Raw genomic sequence first — 19539 nt, forward strand, 5'->3', positions numbered from 1 at the left:
TCCAATTTTCAAGGAGGACTTCTAAATGAATTTAAAATGGTTCGTTAAGCAATTTAACGGTCTGACGACTACCCAGTTACACGACATTTACCAATTACGCGCAAAGACGTTCGTTCAAGAACAGGCGCGCAGTTACCAAGATCCCGATAACACGGATTTTGATGCCCGCCACGTGTTTGCTTACGATGGCAACCAGCTAGTGGCTTACGCTCGCATCTATGAACACGATGGTCTCGTCACCTTTGGCCGCATCACGACCGACAGTAGTTACCGCGGTACTGGTCTCGGCAAACAACTCATGAATCACGTCATGGCAATTTTAAAGGTTCATTACACGACCGCGACGATTGAAATTGATGCCCAAACGCAAGTCCAAAAATTTTACGAAAAATTCGGCTTAACCACGCAGGGTGAACCATTCACAGACCTAGGTGCAGAAGTCATTAAAATGCAGGCCCCTGCTCGCGCTCTGGTCCTTGCTTAAACTCAAGTCCAGCTCAGCCATTTGACTAGCCGGACTTTTTTTAATCCCATTGATTAGTTTGTAGCACCTGTTTTAAAGCCGCCAGGTCAGCTTCAACGGTCGGTAAAATCTGTTTAAACCGGCGACTATAAGATGGGTGGTAGAGCGGAAAAATTGAATAGTTGCTTGCCGAGAGTTCAAACGCTTGATCCTGTGTCGACCATTGCCGAATTGGCGCTTGAATCAGCTGGCCGTGCACGGCACTAATTTTCACCTTCGGACCGAGCAGCCGTTGCAAACCGGTATTGCCTAAGGGCACCAACAGTCGATCATGTAATTGTCGGAGTTCCATATCCAACCACGGGGCACTCGCTTCAACTTCAGCCCGGGTTGGTCGCCGATCACTTTTCCGGCCAGTAGCGCCGACTTTAAATGGCCGAGAACGCACGGCACCAGTTAAATAAATCTGATCACGCGTTAAGCTTAGCTCAGCTAACCAGCGATTCAATTCACTGCCGGCCGGCCCTTGAAACGGATGACCAACTTCCGCTTCAACCTTGCCGGGAGCCTCAGAAACCATGACGAGCACCGGTTCTAGTGACCCTTCACCCGGTACATAGCCTTCCAAGCAATCAAATTGTGATAATAAGTCACGTCCTGCCGCTTGTTGTGATGCTGTCAATAATGTTGCCATTCGTGATCCCTCCACTTGTTAACTAATCATTTTACCCCGAACTCATCACGTCAAATTCCAGACGTCAAATCTACAGAGCTTTTGTACCAAATCTACATTTTTTGAAATCAATCACTATTATACCGGCATTTATAGCTCGTTCCAGCATACCGATGACCGCTTGCACGTGATTGTGTAATGTGTCACAATGTCAATTGTAAGCGCTTTACATATACGCTAAATTTCAAAAGTGAGAACTCGATATTATGAAAATTAAAGCAGCCGTTGTTGATCAAGTCAATGATCCATTCGTGATTAAAGATGACATTGATTTATCCGAGATGGGACCAACTGATTTACAAGTCAAATTAGTTGCCAGTGGCATCTGCCATTCCGATGAGGCCATCCGTAAAGGTGACGCCTCATTAGGTTATCCGGTTATTTTAGGCCATGAAGGCTCTGGGATCATTGAAAAAGTTGGTTCTCAGGTGAAAAATTTCGACGTTGGTGACCACATTGTGATGTCCTTCTATGCCAATGGCACCTGCGATAATTGTCTGAAAGGTACGCCAACGAAATGCCGAAACTACGCCGATTATAATCTCAGTGGCACCCGTCCCGATGGTAGTGATCATTTCCAAGAAAATGGTCACCACGTCAGCGACATGTTCGACCAATCCTCGTTCACAACTCACACCGTTGTCGACCAACGTAACGCCGTGAAAGTTGATAAGGACTTAGATTTGCGGCGACTTGGACCGCTTGGCTGTGGCTATGTCACTGGTAGTGGCACTGTTTTAAACAGCTTACAACCTCGGCCCGGTCAAACCATCGCGGTCTTCGGAACTGGTGCGGTCGGTTTAGCCGCAATGATGGCTGGTAAGATTTCTGGTTGTACCGAAGTCATTGCCGTCGATATTGTCGATTCTCGCTTAGCGTTAGCCAAAGAACTTGGCGCAACCCACACCATCAATAGTAAAACCGAAGATCCTGTCGCAGCCATTAAAAAATTAACTAACGGCTACGGCGTTGACTTTACGGTTGATACCACCGGTGTGGAACCAGTCATGATTTCAGCCATTCATGCCTTGGCACAAGGTGGGACGGCCGCATTAATCGCTGTCACTGCCAAAAACATTACGATCAGCTCATGGAATGACCTCTGTGTTGATGATAAAAAAGTCATCGGCGTTAATATGGGCGATTCAATCCCACAAGTTGATGTTCCTCGCCTAATCGACTTTTACAAGCACGGCATGTTCCCATTTGAAAAGACTGAAAAGTTCTACAAATTTGATCAAATTAACGAAGCAAACGCCGATTCTGTCAGCGGTAAGACCATCAAACCAGTTTTGATTATTGATGAAGACTACCAACCAGAAGCCTAAAGCACGCTAGCCTTAGTCGTTAACGAATCAGCAAGAAAACTCCTTGTTTTTCCAAGCAACAGCGCAAACAACGCCGACACAATTTTATGTGTCGGCGTTGTTTGATCGTGCCTGTCTAAAAGTTGCAAGTACAAAAGGAAACGTAAACCGGACCATATCAGTAACAGTCGCGCCTATACTAAACTCGTGGTGAGCGCTCCGCTAAGCTTAATAGCTGGAGGTTGGGACTGATAACATCGGTCGTGATGGTGGCGTTACATCGGCTGCTTTTTGCCGACGTTACCCCACGGACGGGCCGGGACACTTGCGATTTGTGCAAGGGTTTCCGGGCGAGGCCCAAGACGTGCTTGGCTTGGGCCGGTCCCACGACCGCATGTTATCAATCCCAACCGGAAGTGAGGCTGTTGATACGATAAGGCTTAATTGTCTGGCTTAATCTAAATTCGGATCGCTGCGGAAACGTTGCAAAATGTAAATTGCGAAGACGACCAGCACGGAACCGATAATCTCAATAAAGCTTACTTTCAACCCTAAGAAAATAATACTCAGAATAAAGGTGACGACCGGTTGAACCGCATCCACGATACTCACTACCGCGGATGGTGCAAATTGGAGACTATGTAACAAGGATAGAAAGGCAAAAATTGTCCCAATTAAGACGATTGCCCCAATTGACAGCACTAAACTCGGCGTGATTTTGGGTGCGCCGCGCCAAAGCGGGTGATATAAGTTAAAGAGGACTCCCGCAATCAACGTCCCCCACCCTAGAATGACGACCGGTGAATTTTCGGAGACGATTTTACGTGGCAAGACCACGTATAACGCCGCCGTTACCCCGGACAAGACACCCCAAACGAGTGCATCCATCGGAATCGCCAATTCATGAATATTTCCACGCGTAATGGCTAAGAAGACGCCCAATAATGACACGCCAAAGGCAATCATATCCGTTCGCAACGGCCATTCACGTTTGAAGGCTAAAGTTCCTAACACAATAAATAGCGGACTTAAATATTGCAAAATCGTGGCAGCGGCCGCCGTCCCTTTTTCGATACTGACGTAAAAGGTGTACATGTTCGCCATCAATCCCAAGGTCGCATAAGCCACCAGTTGGCCGACAGACGCCCAGGAATGGAACACTTTAAAAATACCACGGCCTTGTTGCACCGCACCAATTGCAAGTAAAATCACCCCAGCAGATAAGGTCCGGACTGATAAGAACCAGTCAGCAGGAATCGCCTGATTTTGTGAGACAAATTGCATCACCGTACCGGAAATTCCCCATAACGTCGATGCCAACATTGCCCACATGATACCTTGCATATAGCGACTTCTAGTTTTTGTTTTCAATTCTCATTTACCCCAATTAATCAATTAATGGCAATATTATACCGGGGCTTGATTAAAACTCACTGAAAATTTGTCGCGAATTTTCAATAAAAAACAATGGACTCGAGCAAAAACGCCGAATCCATTTCATTAGTCATTTGATATTGATATTTTAAAATAATGTCCCGATATAGTAGTGAATAAACATGGTAATAATACCGACAATCACATTTCGCGTCACCGCTGTCTTAACGTTACCTTTGCCCAGCACGGCTGACAAATAACCCGTTAATGCCACTGACAATGACACGGCAACGATCGTCCCAGGCCATTTGAGTGCCGTGGGTAAAAACGTCATGGCGACCAATGGAAAGACCCCGCCTGCCGAAGCCGAAAATAAGGAAGAAAAGGCCGCATCCCACGGATTCATATAATGGCCTAACTTCATATCGTATTTGATACTGACCATTGTCTCTAGTGGTTTCTTGGCCAATAAATCTTTACCAATCGCAACCGCGGTTGCTTCTGTTACGCCTAGCGTCATATAGTGTCGCTTAACGGCTGCGAGTTCATCATCAAAATTCGTCTTTAACAATTGCCGTTCCTTTTCAACGACTGCTTTTTCAGTATCCTTTTGGGTGCTAACTGAAGCATACTCACCTGAAGCCATTGAAAAAGCACACGCCAATAAATCAGATAGCCCGGCGATAAATATCGTAAATTGATTGCTCGTTGCCGCCGCAACACTGAATAACACCCCAACGACCGTTAAAATACCGTCATTCGACCCTAGCACGCCGGCCCGTAAAGTATTCAGTTTTTCGTCCATCGTTTTAGTTTTATCATTGGACTTTGTTTTTGACATCATCATCTGCCAACTCCCCCTTAATTCTCGCTATGCAAATAAGTGACCAATGAAATACGTCACTAGCATCGTCAACAATCCCGCAACAACATTACGGAAAACGCTGTGCTTCCGGTCGGCATTCCCTAAAACTGCCGCAGAATAACCAGTAATTGCTAACGCAATTGCGACCGCAACGACCGTCGCTAAGACTTTGATGCGTGCCGGGAAAAAGGTAATTGAGACTAACGGTAAAATTGACCCGGTTGGGAATGAAATCATTGACGCAATCCCTGCTGCATAGGGACTAATAAATTCACTCGGATTAAATCCATAACGTTCACGAACCGTTGTCACCAGGGCATCATCTTGCATCATTTCCTTAGTTGCCTGTTGCGCTAATGGCGCACTAATCCCCTGATCGACATACTTTTGCATGACCATCTTGCTTTCATGCTCATAATCCGTTTCTAAAGCGGCTTTCTGACGTTTAATGGCCATTTTTTGAGCATCTTTTTGCGTATTAACCGAGACATATTCGCCCATCGCCATCGAAATTGTTCCGGCTAACATCCCCGCCAAGCCTGAAATCAAAATTGAATAACTATTGGTGGTTGCTCCGGCGACCCCGACAACAATCCCTGCGACAGAAAGAATACCATCATTGGCACCCATCACACTCGCCCGTAAAACGTTAACGCGTTGCGCTAAAGTCCTTTTTTGTTTCATTTGTTACAACCCCCATTAGCTACTTTATAATCATTATCACCTAGTAGATGTTATTCCTTTTTGTTTAAAAATGCAAGCTGTTTCGGCATAAAAAGTTATGTATCCCTAAATTCAATCCAAGTGTACCATTAATTTCATTGTTTTGTTAAATTAACTAAAACTTGATTGACCTAAAGCTGTGCGATCAATCACGACTGATCACTAGGAAACCGACTAATTTAGACACAAAAAAGCGCCTAACCCTAATCAGTTAGACGTTCTTGATTAATTGACTGCATTAAATTGTTGGGTAGTAGCTAACGCAAATTCAGTTGGTTCGGCTGCTGTCATTAGGTCTTCCGTCAACGCAACCCGGGTGATCGTTTGATCATTATATGGTTGCATATAAAATGCTGGTTCAGCCATACTCATATATGACCGATATTGCGTATAATCCGCAGAACCATCTGACTTAATTTTGACCCCTTTAGGAATTTCAACCGAATTTAACATGTGTGATAAGGCATTCACCGCATCACCATCAGTCTCAACCTCATCCGTATGTTCACGGTTAAAGACCGTCCGAATGAAACGTGAAGGTGAGGTGTAGTCCCCAGGCATGCCTAAGGCGCCAGTTCCTGGGCCAAAAGCATTCACCGTTAACTCACCATATTGCCGATTAACGGCATGTGGTTCTGGTTGGAGTTCCACGTAATTGCTCAAGTTTTTTAAATGCCAATCAAAGTCGGGTGAATTGGTCATGACACCAACCGGATTCTTCATATAATGCATGCCATCAGCTTCTTGTTCCAAAACATAGGTCTCGCCTTGGCGATCGCTGATAATCCAGTGTAATGGCACGACGATATTCAACAACGGTGCGGCAGATTCGGTAATCGTTAAGTCCGCGAGCCGGTCAGCCAGTTCAGCGGTGTTCTTAACATTACCTAAAATCCACATAATGACTTCATGTGGCGCCAAGTTGATTTGACCATCAACCGGTTCCATGGCGTAGTGCGCCTGCCCGGCAAAATACAACGCTGCAGCACTGACACCATATTCATTAACCCCATCGACTAGAATATAGCCGTTCAAATCACGCCCAGTTCCCGCAAAACTGTATGGCGTGTCAAAGCCTGTCGGATTCGAGACACTCGTAAAGTGGTGTTGTCGAGGAATTACCACCGGTCGACCACCGAGTTCAAAGGCAAAATCCATTGTCCGGGCTAAGAATTGATCACCACCCGTTGTTTGATACGTTAAACTTGTACACATGGGACTCACTTCCTTGATTTCAATACTATTATTTTAGCACCTAAATCAAGGAGACACACGCATTTGCAACAATTAATTTACGGTCATCAGTTTAATCTTTAATATGCAAGGTCATCGCGTTAATTGCCACGACCACCGTGCTTAAGGCCATCACAGCCGCGCCGACCATTGGGTTTAGAATGAAGCCGATTGGGGCTAAAACACCGGCTGCCAATGGAATCGTGATGACGTTATAACCAGCTCCCCACCAGAGGTTTTGGGTCATCTTCCGGGTGGTTTGCCGTGCTAATTCAAGGAATTCGACCACATCGTTAGGATTACTCTTAACTAAGACAACGTCCGCTGAATCAATCGCAACATCCGTCCCAGAACCAATTGCGACCCCAATTTCAGCACTCGCCAAGCTAGGCGCATCGTTGACACCATCACCAATCATCATGACATGACTGCCATCACTTTGATACTGTTTAACTAACTTAGCTTTATCTTCAGGTAACAGGCTGGCATGAACTTCAGTGATCCCAAGTTGTTTCGCAACGACTTGCGCACTCTTTTCATTGTCACCAGTTAACATCACTGGGGTAATTTTTTGCGCCTTGAGACTATCAATTAAATTCTTGGATTCTGGCTTGATCTGATCCCCTTGGGCGACATAACCCAGAACTTGTTGATCTTGAACTAAGAAACTGACGGAATTACCGGCTGAAGCCAAACGATTGAAGGCTGCCACATCATAAGCCAACTTTTGTTTGTCTAAATAAGCCGCTGACACGATTTCATACGTTTGACCGTTAACCGTGCCACTCAGCCCAACCCCGGTAATTTGATGACCGTCCGTGGCTTCTGGAACGGTTAAACTTTGCGCTTTAGCGGCCTTTAAAATGCCGACTGCTAAAGGATGACTCGAACCATTTTCCAAACTTGCCATAATCGTTAAAACGTCTTCCGCCTGATAGTTTGCGTCCAAATTTTGGTATTCAGCGACTTTAAAGTTCCCAGCCGTTAAGGTCCCGGTTTTATCCATTAAAGCGTAGTTCAACTTCTTCACTTGTTCCATTGAATCCCGGTTCCGAATGAGTAAACCGTGGCTGGCCGCAATCGCGGTACTACGCGCAACGACCAATGGCACTGCTAAACCAAGTGCATGTGGGCAGGCAATGACTAAGACAGTGACCGCAATGGAGAGGGCCAACGCCAAATTACCAACCAACATCCAAACGATAAAGGCAACAATCGCAACCGTTAAAGCCGCATAGAACAATAGACCGGCGACACGATCAGCCATATTTTCTTGTTCCGACTTGGCAGCTTGTGCATCGGTGACTAATTTCATCACTTGTGCTAAATAACCCGTTTCACCAGTCCCAGTGACCCGCATTTCAAAAGTTCCTTCGCCGTTAACTGACCCACCAACGACTTTGCCATCTGGACCTTTTTCAACCAAACGTGCTTCACCAGTAACCATGGATTCGTTAACTGACGTATTCCCACTAACAATGACACCATCGGCCGGAATCTTTTCACCAGCGCGAACCTGAATATGATCTTCTTCAACTAATTCTGAAACATCAACATCTTTCGTTTCACCGTTGACGACTTTGTGGGCAGAACTTGGTAATAATTTGGCTAAATTATCTACCGCAGATCCGGCATTCATGACCGTATCCATTTCAATCCAGTGCCCTAACAACATGATGTCGATCAACGTTGACAGTTCCCAGAAGAAGTCAGTGACTTGTGGCGTCACATTTAAGACATTATTCGCAATCACCGCGTAAATACTGTAGACGAATGCGACACCAATGCCCATTGCGATCAAGGTCATCATCGCCGGCTTCTTGTTGGCTAGTTCAGCTTTCGCGCCGCTGAAGAATGGTTGCCCGCCATAGATGAAGACGATCGTCCCAATGACCGCGACCAAGTAATCCGACCATGGATGAAAAATTAATTGGAATGGCAATTTCATGCCCATCATCGGGCTCATCAAGATAATCGGTAACGTTAAAATTAAGGAAACCCAGAACTTCCGTTTCAAATTCCCCATATGCATCATTTGCCCGCCACCCATATCCATGTCCATATCAGACATATCCATCTTGCTCATGTTCTTCTCTGGCGTCGTCTTTGGCATGTCGTTCATTTCTGCTTTATTCATACTAACAACCTCCCCAACTTTCTAACTCATATCGTTTACATTTGTAATTCATGACTAAAGTTTACAATCGTAAACGATAAAAGTCAAGTCATTAGGTCATAAAAATTTAAATTAATTATGGCATCATCTGACAAGAACCGCTAAATCGGTAACGGATACGTCTAACTAACAAATAATGTGCGTAGACTAGTGCCGCTATAATGCAAATTACGTCGTTGCTATCTACCAGTATTGATTACGTCCATCCAGATGAAAAACCAGCAGGCCAAGTTGAAAACTGCATGATAATCAGATGAATTATAGTATTTCATCTGACAACCATAGAGGGAACATAACAAACCTAGCTATGGACTTTTTTGGAGGACAAAAAAGCCACGATAGATCACCTATCGCAGCTTCTTTCAACTTCAATTTAGTTAGCTTTCACGCCTTCGCTGGCATCTGCGTCAGTTTCAGCTTGTAGCTTAGCTTGTTCTTGTTTGTAAAGAATTGCATCTTGTTTGCGGGCAAATGGCCAGTAAACGAAGAATGATAAGACGATCATCCCAGCTTGCCAAACAGCGGTACGCCAGTCACCAACAAGTAACCCTGAAATAATTGGCGGCGTGGTCCAAGGCACCATTGGTCCACGGAAGTATGGGATAACCCCAAACTTGATGGCCAAATAAGTGGCACCCATTGAAATCGCTGGCATCAAGATAAATGGTGCGGCCAATAATGGGTTCATAACAATTGGTGTCCCAAAGAGGACAGGTTCGTTAATATTGAAGACCCCAGTCCCAATACCTAAACGACCAATTGATTTCATCTGTTGTGACTTTGCAAAGAAGACCATGAAGACAACCAACCCAAAGGTCATCCCAGAACCAGTAACCGTCCCGAATTGATCAAGTAATGATTGGGTAACAATGTGGCCACCGTTAGTTGCAGAAGCAATGTGACCAGCAGCAGTAATCTTAGCGTTAGCTAAAGAGTTTGCTTGCAATAATGGTCCCATGATCCCGCCAATAATAACGGCACCGTGAACACCGAAGAACCAGAATAATGGAATGAGTAACGCAATAATTAACATCCCACCAAAGGTATCAGTCAATCCTTGTAATGGTGTTTGAACAACTTTGTAAATAAATTCAATGAAAGTGGTCTTGCCGAAGACGTCGAATAAACCGTAGACGACTAACCAACCAACAGTAATTGCGGTCGCTGGAATTAAAGCCGTAAATGAACCGGCAACAGCGGCTGGAACTTGTTCTGGCAATTTGATCCGGATATCGCGCTTTAAGAACCACGAATAAATCCAACCAGTGATTAAACCGATAATAATAGCTGCAATCATGCCTTGGCCGCCTAACCAAGTCCGGTCGATCATTTGAACTTGTGGCGCTTGAGCTGCGGTAACTGCAATTTTGCCATTAATCATAATGGCAGTTGTAGGCCGCTGAATAATTAAGAAACTGACTAATGCGGTTAAACCTGCTGGCAATGGATCAAAACCATCATCTTTAACCCAGACGTACGCAATCCCTGAAACAGCAAAGATTGACATAACCCCAAATGACGCATTGTAGATCTGCATACAAATCGCTGATAATCCAGTCTTGGTCATCCACGCTGCCCATGAAGCAACTGGCAACTGGGCTAAGATCAAGAACACTGAGCCAATCATGATAAATGGTAAGGTGAAAAGCATCCCATTTTTCAGAGCAGTGATGGCTTTGGTGTTTACGAACTTCATTATTGGTGGCAAGATTTTGTTATTCATAAAATCGCCCATAATTGAACACCCCTCCGTACTATAATTGCAAATCAATTGCGAATCCTGACTGGCCAGTCGGTTGCTGTATCCGCTTTCATTTACAACTATAACGGACGCCATTAGCTTTGAACAGGTCTAACGGCGTTAAAAAAACAGGTGCTATAAATATAACCTGTCACAAAGAAATAACTGGTTACATTTTAGGGCAGACGTCCCTATTTATCAGCGTTCTCACGCCGGGCTGCTTGAATTTTATGTGTCTTGTGCATAATTTGTTCCATTGTTAAGACAACTGGCACTTGGGTCGTCAAATCCACATCATCGTTGATCACATCACGAACCTCATGCGCATTATACGCAATGTTGACATCCGATAGCCGGGCTAAAGTGGAAATCGCTGTGTTCGTAATTGACACCACTTTGGCCCCTAATTCATGATAAAACTGGGCTTGTTTCAAAACCTGTTCCCGTTCACCAGAAACCGAAACATCGACGAGCACGACATTTTCTGCATGCCGGATTCCTGCGGGTTGCGGTTGAAAAGGATCAATAATTGATAACGTATACAAGCCGAGGTTCGCCAACAACCGGGCGCCATATTGGGCAAAGGTCGCACTCGTCCCAATCCCGAAAAATAAGATCAGATCAGCATCAACCATCAACTCCGCCACTTGTTGCACATGGTCTTGATAAGTTTGATCATTGAAGCGGCTCAAAAATTCATTAACGGAATCCACAACCCGTGTCATTTTAGGTTGTTCGAGCTTTTGATGTGCTAAATCACGTTTAAGGACATATTTTAATTCCATGAACCCGTCCAGCCCAACTTTATTGCAAAAACGTAAAACGGTCGTTGTCGACACATGACTCTGGTTAGCTAACTCGCGAATCGTCATATTGATCACAGCGCTTTTATTTTGAATAATGTAATCATACACAGTCAACTCTAACCGGTTTAAGCTCTCAATCTCTTGATAATTAAACACTGTCCTCTCTCCCTTCTGACTAACTACAATCATACCATTTTAAGCGCTTTATTATTGGCCAAAAAAATAGTCTGCAACGCTTGTAACTCAAGCCATCGCAAACTATTTACTTTCGTTGCTTGCTAGCATTTCACGCCGCCCGGTAAGCAGTCACAATCGACTTCTTCTGGCGCAGTCTTGGCTTTTTCCGCTAAGACTGTTTGTAAGCTAGCAATATCATTTTGACTAAGCGTTAACTTATCAACTAAATCGGTCAACGTCTGACCCACACGCATCTGACAAAGGTGACCAAACAAGGTTGTCACGGCTTCATCCATTGAGGGTTGCTCATCAACCGTTGGATAGTAAATAAACGCGCGCCCATTTTTCTCGGCGCGTAAGGCGCCCTTTTTAATCAACCGACCTAATAAAGTCTTAACAGTTGCCGTTTTCCAGCCCATCTTCTCAGCCATGATTTCGGCCATTTGACTACTCGTCACGCTACCTAGTGTCCAAGTCACCCGCATGACTTCCCATTCAGCATCACTAATCTCTAATTGTGTTTGTGCTTCCATTTGATTAGCCACCTTTCAATCCGTCTTTTTTACTAGCAGCAGTCTATTGCACTAATCATGTTTTACACAGTTTACATCCGTAAACAAAAGATTGCAATTAATTGTCTCTTTCATCATAGCCCCAATCTTGTCAGAACTAAATCTTTTTTACAATCATTCAAGTAATTTTATGATCTTAATTTCACATAGCGCTATACGACACTATAGCGTTTTTTAACCAAAATTACCGCAACTAAAAAGACCTGACCATTATGATCAGATCTTCTAAACTGCTTAATGTCGCCGACGATAACCCGCAACACCTAGAATCGCTAACAAGCCCATTCCAACTGCGACTAGCCCAGAAGTTGCTTTCGTCTCGTTAGTTCTTGGCAAATTACGGTTGGTTGTGTGCGTTGTGCCTGAACGCAATGTGCTTGCCGGATTAGTTGCCGCTAGTTCGGGCAACGTCTTAGCCGGTTGTTGGCTATTACCCGTGCTCAGCTGATCATCGGTAACACCGGGTTGACTGCCAACATTGCCTGGATCAACCGTCCCACCACCATTACCTTCGTTAATATGATCACCGTTGCCATTATCACCAGGTTCGGTCGTCTCAGCACTAACTGTGATTGTAGCGTTGGCCGTAAACACATTCCCGGCGACATCCGTGTACTGGTAAGTGACCTGATAACGCCCGGCTTTGGTCGTGTCAACTTTACCAGTGACGACTAAATCTTTAATCGAAAGCACGTTGCCGGTGGCATCCTTGGCAAGGGTTACATTATCGGCTGCGGACCAATCCGCACCAACCTTTAACTGACTATCCTTAGCCTGAACCGTTGCCTGACTCGCAACGACATGCACCGTCACCGTCTTGGTGGCCTGATTCCCATCAGTTCCAGTAATCGTATAAGTAATCGCATAATCACCGGGCTTAGTCGTATTAACCTCGCCAGTGACTTGGACATCCTTGATGCTTAAGGATTGGCCGTCTGCATCGGTGGCACCGACAAAGTTATCGGCCGCAGACCAAGTCGTCTTCGGACCAGCAATCACCGTTGTGTCTTTAGCGTCAATTGTCACCTTACTAGCAACGACATGAATCACGGCATCAAATTTCTGAATATTACCTTCGCTGTCCGTGTAGCTCAGGGTAATGGTCTGATCGCCAACTTCCGTTAAATCTGGCGTTTGGTCGGCTTTGATGGCTAGCGTACTCAAGTCTGTAACTGAGTTGCCATCAAAGTCCGTCGCATTAATCACACTATCCGTCCACGACCATTTAGCTGTTGGACTCGCAACGATCGTCACTGGCTTCGTTTCCAGCTTAGCTTGCGTGGCAATGACCGTTACCGGCGCGGTGGTCGTCACAACATTGCCGTATTTATCCGTATACGATAAAGTCACGGTTTGTTCACCAGCTGTGGTCAAATCCAACCCGGTTGCCGTTACGGTTGCCAATTCGTCAGCAGTCAACGGCTGACCGTCAGCCCCTACAGATTTGGCTTGGTCAATCGCTTGACTCACGTTCCAAGCGGCATTCGGGCCCATTTTGACCGAAGAAGCTTGGCCAACTAATTTGGCTTGACTCGCTGATACAGTCACGATTGATGTCGCTTGGGTTTCAACCCCGTTCGCATCCGTATATGTCAGTAAGACGGTATACGTTTTATTTGGGATCGACGCATCAATCGTTGTCACAGTCGAATCACCATTAATACTCGTGACTTTGACTAAGCTATTCACATCAGCAGTCGTCAAATCTAGCTCGTTACCATCACCATCGATGATCTTCGTGATACTATCCTTGGCCAACCACTGGCTATTTGGTCCAGCCACTAATGTTACGTCCTTGGCAGTCAGTGCCGCACTAGACGCAGGCGACCAAATATAAGTGGTGGTGGCGGTTGGCACCGTCGTACCAGTATATAAAGCGACCAACTCAGAGCTCGTGTAAGCTGGATCAGTCGCGGTAGTAGCCGCCTTATTTTGCCAAGTTCCTGCCGAAGTTGGCACATCCGGCAGATTGACGCCTGCCAATAAGCGCGTATTTGCCCCCAGCGTCAGTTCTCTCAAACTTGTCGTATCCGCAAAGACTCCCTTGAAACTCGACGGACTGCTAATATTCCGCAAATCCCAACTTGAGATGTCTAGCGTTTTAAGCTGGCTATCACCTGAGAAGAGATTGGCGATTTGGGTTGCCGTACTCGTATCCCAGCCCGACACGTTCAACGACCTCAGGTTCGCGCAACCGAGAAACATCCCACCGAGTGAAACGTTCGTGCCACTGGCGATATTCCGGCCAACTTGCCACTTGCTTAAATCTAAGGTCGTGATCCCTAAGCCATTAAATAAATTATCAAAATTAGCGACTTTGCTGACATCCCAATTTTCAACTGGGAGTTTCGCCGTATCAGTGACTAAACTACTCGAAAATAGTGATGTCATATCAGTCACGTTGCCTGTCTTCCAGCTCGCGACTCCCGTGTAATCTGTAATTTTAGTATTTGTAAACAAGTAACTCATATTAGTTGCCTGGCTCGTGTCAATCAGATCCAAGCCTTCAATACTACTGATCTTTTTGCTATACGTTCCTCGCTGTGAGAAGACCGATGAAAAATCACTGCCGGCAACAATTGGCCCGTCAATGACAACTTTAGTAATCGTTCCCCGTTGGTTGTACCAGGAGTCAGTCGCCGCTGCCGTAATGTTCGCGACATTACCCGCATGAATGGTCAAAACACCGGTACTGTCAATCGTCCACTCACTGCCACCAGGAATCGTTAATGTTCCAGAAGCGGTGATCGTCGGATCTGCTCGAACTAAGCTCGCACGAGTGGCTGCTTGCGAGGTTGCCGGAGCGGTTGACCCATTTGTCGTTGATTCAACTGTTTCGGAAACGCTTTCATTTGTTGGCGCTGTCACTTTAGACACGTTCTGCGTTTCATTTGAGGTCACAACTTTTTCAGGTTGCTTGGTCGTTGTCTCAGAAGTTCCTGGCACGACCGGTTCAGCTGTTACTTTGGCAGTAGGTGTTTCAGTCAATGCCGCCCGCTGTTGGGTTTGTGCTGCTGTTTTCACGGTAGTTGGTTGACCGGCATTTTTTGCTGGTTCGACACTAGCTTGATCGATCTTTGTAGCGCTTTCATTTTGGCTATTAGTTTCAGCCGTTGGTTGACTCGTTGTCCTATTTTTCAACGTGACGGCAGCTTGGTTGCTGTTGCTCGTGACAGTTGTCTTACTGGTAGTTGCTGCGGGATTAGTTGGCGTATCGGTCGCAGCCTGACCGGCAATGGTACCAAAATTTATCGTCGCTAAAGTTATCCCTGCAAACACCCAAAACCGACCCTTTTTATACATTTTATATGTGGTTCTAGCGTTCTGATTATTTTTCATGTTCATTCTCCCCATTAAAATGACATTCAGACAGTGTTCTTTCCCAGTGATGCTGATCAACAAACAGATTCATTAACGTCCAGAAATGACTAGTTTTCAGAAACAAACACGATTGTGGCACAGCTGCTTGTTAGTCAGGTTAATTAATAACGACATAGATAAATAACCGGCTTATCTATAATTAATGTATCATAAATCGTTCAAACAAATCAACCGGTTTGACTAAAATTTTCCGCATAAAAAAAGAGCGATAAATCGCTCTTTTTACGTCGCTTTAATTATGCCGGCGCTTACGCCCTAGGCCAATAAACCCAACTAGGCTAGTTAACGCTAATAAGACGCTGCCTAGTACTGGCTTGGTTGCTGAATCGTTTTCATCGGTTTGTGGTAACTTTGTCGTTGCCGGTGTTGCGGTCGCAACTGGCGTCAATTGTGCTTTAGCTGACACACCAGCTTGCACAGTCGCTGTTGTCATTAACTTCACAGGCTGTGTTGCAGGATCAGTAGTCTGAATCTGATCAGCATTAGTAGTGATTTGATCGGATTCAGGTACAGTCACTGTCGGCTTAGTGCTTGGATCAACAGGATCAGCCGGGTCGCTTGGATCTGTCGGATCAGTTGGATCAATCTGATCGCCATCCCCATCAGTCTCGTCAGTATCCGGTGTCGTTGCCGCAGCGACCACCGTTACTTGGGCAGTCGCGGTGAAGACGTTCCCCGCGGCATCCGTATAGTGGTACGTCACTGGGTAAGTACCTGGAATAGCGGTATTGACGTCACCATCAACTTGAATCGCTTTCAAGTCGACTGGTTGACCGGTCGCATCCAACGCACTATCAAGATTATCAGCAGCAGACCAGGCCACATTGTCACCAGCCGTGAGGGTTGAATCTTTAGCTTTTAATGCGGCCTGTGACGCCTTGACCGTGATTGTCGCCGTTTTATTAATTGTGTTGCCGGCCGCATCCGTGTACTGATACGTTACGGTGTACACATTTGGCGTGGTGGGCTCAACTTGACCGCTAACTTGCACGTCAGCTAGTGTACCCGCATTGCCGTCAGCATCTTTAACACTGACGAAATTGTCTTGCGCTTGCCAAGCTGATGTTTTTGGACCAGCGATTAAGTCAGTATCCGTAACTTGCAAATCAGCTTTAGTTTCAACAACATGAACCGTCACATCAGCCGCATGAGTCACGCCAAGACTGTCTGTATAACTCACCTTAACGACCTGATCACCAGCCGTATCAAGGTTCAATTGACTCGTATCCGCGACTAATTTACCATTAGCGATCGCATCAGCCACTGAAGTGTCTTGGCCGTCAACCGTCGTTAGTTCGTTAACTGCGGCGGCCAAATCAAATTGTGCCTTCGGACCAGCGATAACTGTCACTGGTGCGGTGGTAACTGCGGCTTGATTTGCCACCACGTGGATCGTCGTTGAATAATGATGCATGGTGCCGACACTATCCGTATAAGTCAGCGCAATTGGATAATCACCAGCTTGACTTAAATCCGGTTGCGAACTAGCAGTAATGTTCAAGCCAGTCAAATCAGTAATCGGTTGACCATTAACATCCGTCGCGGCTGAGACCACCGTTAGCGGATTCCAACTAGTTTGACTGCCAGCAACAATCGTTTGATCTGGCGCAACCGTCAAACTGGCTTTACTTTCAAGTACATGCACAACGGCACTCGCTTGTTGTGTATAGCCGTAGCTATCTGTGTATGAGAAGACCACCGTATAATCACGATCGCCCAGTCCCGGCGTATGCACATCAATCTTATGCACATTAGTATCCCCGTTTACGCTGTAAATCGTGACCCAGGGACTAATGTCGGCATTGGTTAATAAGTCAGTCCCATCACCATCTACTAGTTCGGACAGACTTTGCTTTCGTCCCCAACCAACATTAGGGCCGGCAACGATAGTTAAATCTTGCGTTGCAATTTGTGAACGAACTGCCGGTGACCAAATATAAGTCATCGTTCCAGCCGGATTAGCATCGCCTTGATATAGCGCCATTAACGCGGTACTCGTATAAGTCGGACCACCATCTGTACTTTGCCAAGTACCTTCCGGCGTTGGCACATTGGTTAGATCAACACCAACGAACCGGTCTAACAAAACTTTATCAAAAGTCATCAACCGGGTTGTGGCATTAACGGTAATCTTTTGTAAGTTCGGGGTTGTTTGGAACATATGTGCCACATCAGTCAAATTACTCATATCAAACATTGAAATATCAATCGTTTTGATTGGGAGGTTGGCGAACATCAACCCCATCTTAGTTGCTTTACTCGTATTGAAATGATTGATCAGATCCTGAATGGTCGCCTCAGACATCGCGGCACCATTAAACATGCCTGAAAAATTAGTTACTGCGGCAGTTGTCCAACCCGCAACAGTCGGATCAGTCGTCCAATCCCCGATTTGTAAGCCAGTCGTTAAGGATTTTGTATTCCCAAACAATTGACTCATATTGTCTACGGTTTTAGTATCCCAGCCGCGAAGATCCAATGAGGTCAGACCCGTATCATTCAGAAACATCCCGCCCATATGAACCGTCTGGGTCGTATTAATTTTCCAACTCGTTAAATCCAGAGACTTTAATTGAGCACTACTACCAAACATTCCCGTAAATTCAGTGACGTTGCTAACATCCCAATAAGTCTGGCCGGTCGTCGGATCAACCGTCGTTGCAATTGGCAGTTCAGACGCACTAACCGTATTAAACATGTCTAAAAAGCTAGTCGCTTTGCTTGTTTGCCATTTGGTAATCCCGGAGAAATCAGTAACTTGATCACCAGCGAATAGATAGCCAAAATCGGTGGTATTTGACACATCCAAATTTTCCAAGCCATCAATTTCTGTCAGCGGATCATTGCCGCCCCAGTCATTCGCGTTCTTGAAAAATAGATAACTAATTGAATCACCGGCAATGACATTCGGTTCAATGACCACTTTAGTAATCCGTGACCGCAAAATGCGACTTGGATTATCTGATGAGTATAATTGCGTACTTTCCCACGGCGCGCCACCAGTACCAAGCGTACCGGAACCGATCGTTAAAACGCCATCGCTAGTAACCGTCCAGGCACTCGTTCCCCAAACACCACTACCAATAGTCACGGCATCCGCTTTGACTAAACTGGCGCGTGACAACTTATTTTCTTGCACCGCCGCGGCAGCTACGGCCGTCGTCGTTAATTGTTTGAGATTGCTGACAACCGCTGCTTGAGACAACTGATCAGTGGTCTCAGTGGTCAAATTAGTGGTAGCCGTGCCAACCTCATCAGTGGTAACTGAATCTGTTGTCGCTTGATCAGACGCTGACGTTGTGGTCGCAGCATCGGCGGCTGTTTCCAGCGTCGTTGCGGCTGCTGAGGTCGTCGTGTCAGAACTCATTACTTGGTTGTTTGTCTCAATTGTTTTGTTGCTGTCGTTAACTATTTTGTTAGCATTGGCCGCCGTAGTCGTTGACGTACTTGCATTACTAGTCGCGCTTACTGCACTCGCCGAAGAACTGGCAGCTGACGCCGTTGCTGTAGTCGCTGTATCTGCTTTTGATGAGCTGGTCGATTCGGCTGTAGTCGTCACCGTTTCAGAAGCTTGTGAAGCTGTCGTAGTGGTGGTGGCATCAGTTGAACTGGTGCTAGTGCTGCTCGATAACGCCACTTGTGACTGGCTGATAGCACTCGCCTTAGTTGACTCACTGGTTGTTGTCGCTGAACTTGACTGTTCAGTTGTGTCCGCACGGCTCGTCAGAGTGTTCAAATTAATTGTGACAACGGCCATCCCGGCGAAAATCCAGAAACGCCCTTTTTTATACATTTTATAAGTTAATTTGTTAGTTTGATTTTGCTTCATGATCCTACTCCCCATTTCAAATCTATTCTGCAAACTTAAATAAACATAAAAAACGCCTAATTCTTATGTAAAACAGGTCTTACTTATACGATTCGTTTATACCCCATAACTGAAATCGGCTATTTATGCCCACATGACAAACATCTGACAAATTCATTA

General features: G+C 45.6%; 13 protein-coding genes. 2 read left to right on the forward strand and 11 right to left on the reverse strand.

Annotation, left to right across the window (positions count from 1 at the left end):
- The first annotated feature begins 25 nt into the window (after positions 1 to 25).
- On the forward strand, positions 26 to 484 hold the full coding sequence (locus FFM74_RS09140) for a GNAT family N-acetyltransferase (protein WP_137626325.1): 459 nt from the start codon (positions 26 to 28) through the stop codon (positions 482 to 484).
- A 40-nt stretch (positions 485 to 524) separates the two neighbouring features.
- Here the strand turns inward: FFM74_RS09140 and FFM74_RS09145 are convergent, their stop codons facing one another.
- Positions 525 to 1157 carry a uracil-DNA glycosylase gene (locus FFM74_RS09145; protein WP_137626326.1) on the reverse strand — a complete coding sequence of 211 codons (633 nt, stop codon included), beginning with the start codon at positions 1155 to 1157 and terminating at the stop codon, positions 525 to 527.
- 245 nt (positions 1158 to 1402) lie between these two features.
- Between FFM74_RS09145 and FFM74_RS09150 the strand changes: the two genes are divergently transcribed.
- Positions 1403 to 2524 (forward strand): NAD(P)-dependent alcohol dehydrogenase, encoded by a 1122-nt coding sequence (locus tag FFM74_RS09150; RefSeq protein WP_137626327.1) that lies wholly within the window; start codon positions 1403 to 1405, stop codon positions 2522 to 2524.
- A gap of 432 nt (positions 2525 to 2956) precedes the next feature.
- Here the strand turns inward: FFM74_RS09150 and FFM74_RS09155 are convergent, their stop codons facing one another.
- The 10 genes from FFM74_RS09155 to FFM74_RS09200 form a co-directional block, all read right to left on the reverse strand.
- Positions 2957 to 3847, reverse strand: coding sequence for a DMT family transporter (locus tag FFM74_RS09155; RefSeq protein WP_137626356.1), 891 nt, complete (start codon positions 3845 to 3847; stop codon positions 2957 to 2959).
- A 178-nt stretch (positions 3848 to 4025) separates the two neighbouring features.
- On the reverse strand, positions 4026 to 4721 hold the full coding sequence (locus FFM74_RS09160) for a VIT1/CCC1 transporter family protein (protein ID WP_414672078.1): 696 nt from the start codon (positions 4719 to 4721) through the stop codon (positions 4026 to 4028).
- Between the two features lie 27 nt (positions 4722 to 4748).
- Positions 4749 to 5426: a VIT1/CCC1 transporter family protein gene (locus FFM74_RS09165; RefSeq protein ID WP_137626329.1), complete on the reverse strand. Its 678-nt coding sequence runs from the start codon at positions 5424 to 5426 to the stop codon at positions 4749 to 4751.
- Between the two features lie 264 nt (positions 5427 to 5690).
- Complete coding sequence (locus tag FFM74_RS09170; protein ID WP_137626330.1) at positions 5691 to 6680, reverse strand: choloylglycine hydrolase family protein; 990 nt, start codon at positions 6678 to 6680, stop codon at positions 5691 to 5693.
- Positions 6681 to 6771: 91 nt separating this feature from the next.
- On the reverse strand, positions 6772 to 8784 hold the full coding sequence (locus tag FFM74_RS09175) for a heavy metal translocating P-type ATPase (protein WP_414672079.1): 2013 nt from the start codon (positions 8782 to 8784) through the stop codon (positions 6772 to 6774).
- Positions 8785 to 9247: 463 nt separating this feature from the next.
- On the reverse strand, positions 9248 to 10609 hold the full coding sequence (locus FFM74_RS09180) for a PTS sugar transporter subunit IIC (protein WP_137626331.1): 1362 nt from the start codon (positions 10607 to 10609) through the stop codon (positions 9248 to 9250).
- A gap of 197 nt (positions 10610 to 10806) precedes the next feature.
- Positions 10807 to 11577, reverse strand: a complete 771-nt coding sequence (locus FFM74_RS09185) for a MurR/RpiR family transcriptional regulator (RefSeq protein ID WP_171000698.1) — start codon at positions 11575 to 11577, stop codon at positions 10807 to 10809.
- Between the two features lie 122 nt (positions 11578 to 11699).
- Complete coding sequence (locus FFM74_RS09190) at positions 11700 to 12131, reverse strand: CopY/TcrY family copper transport repressor (RefSeq protein WP_137626333.1); 432 nt, start codon at positions 12129 to 12131, stop codon at positions 11700 to 11702.
- A gap of 273 nt (positions 12132 to 12404) precedes the next feature.
- Complete coding sequence (locus tag FFM74_RS09195) at positions 12405 to 15524, reverse strand: bacterial Ig-like domain-containing protein (protein WP_137626334.1); 3120 nt, start codon at positions 15522 to 15524, stop codon at positions 12405 to 12407.
- Between the two features lie 259 nt (positions 15525 to 15783).
- Positions 15784 to 19380: a BspA family leucine-rich repeat surface protein gene (locus tag FFM74_RS09200; RefSeq protein WP_171000700.1), complete on the reverse strand. Its 3597-nt coding sequence runs from the start codon at positions 19378 to 19380 to the stop codon at positions 15784 to 15786.
- Positions 19381 to 19539: the final 159 nt, after the last annotated feature.

The sequence above is a fragment of the Lactiplantibacillus pingfangensis genome (assembly GCF_005404945.1).
Taxonomy (GTDB): Bacteria; Bacillota; Bacilli; order Lactobacillales; family Lactobacillaceae; genus Lactiplantibacillus; species Lactiplantibacillus pingfangensis.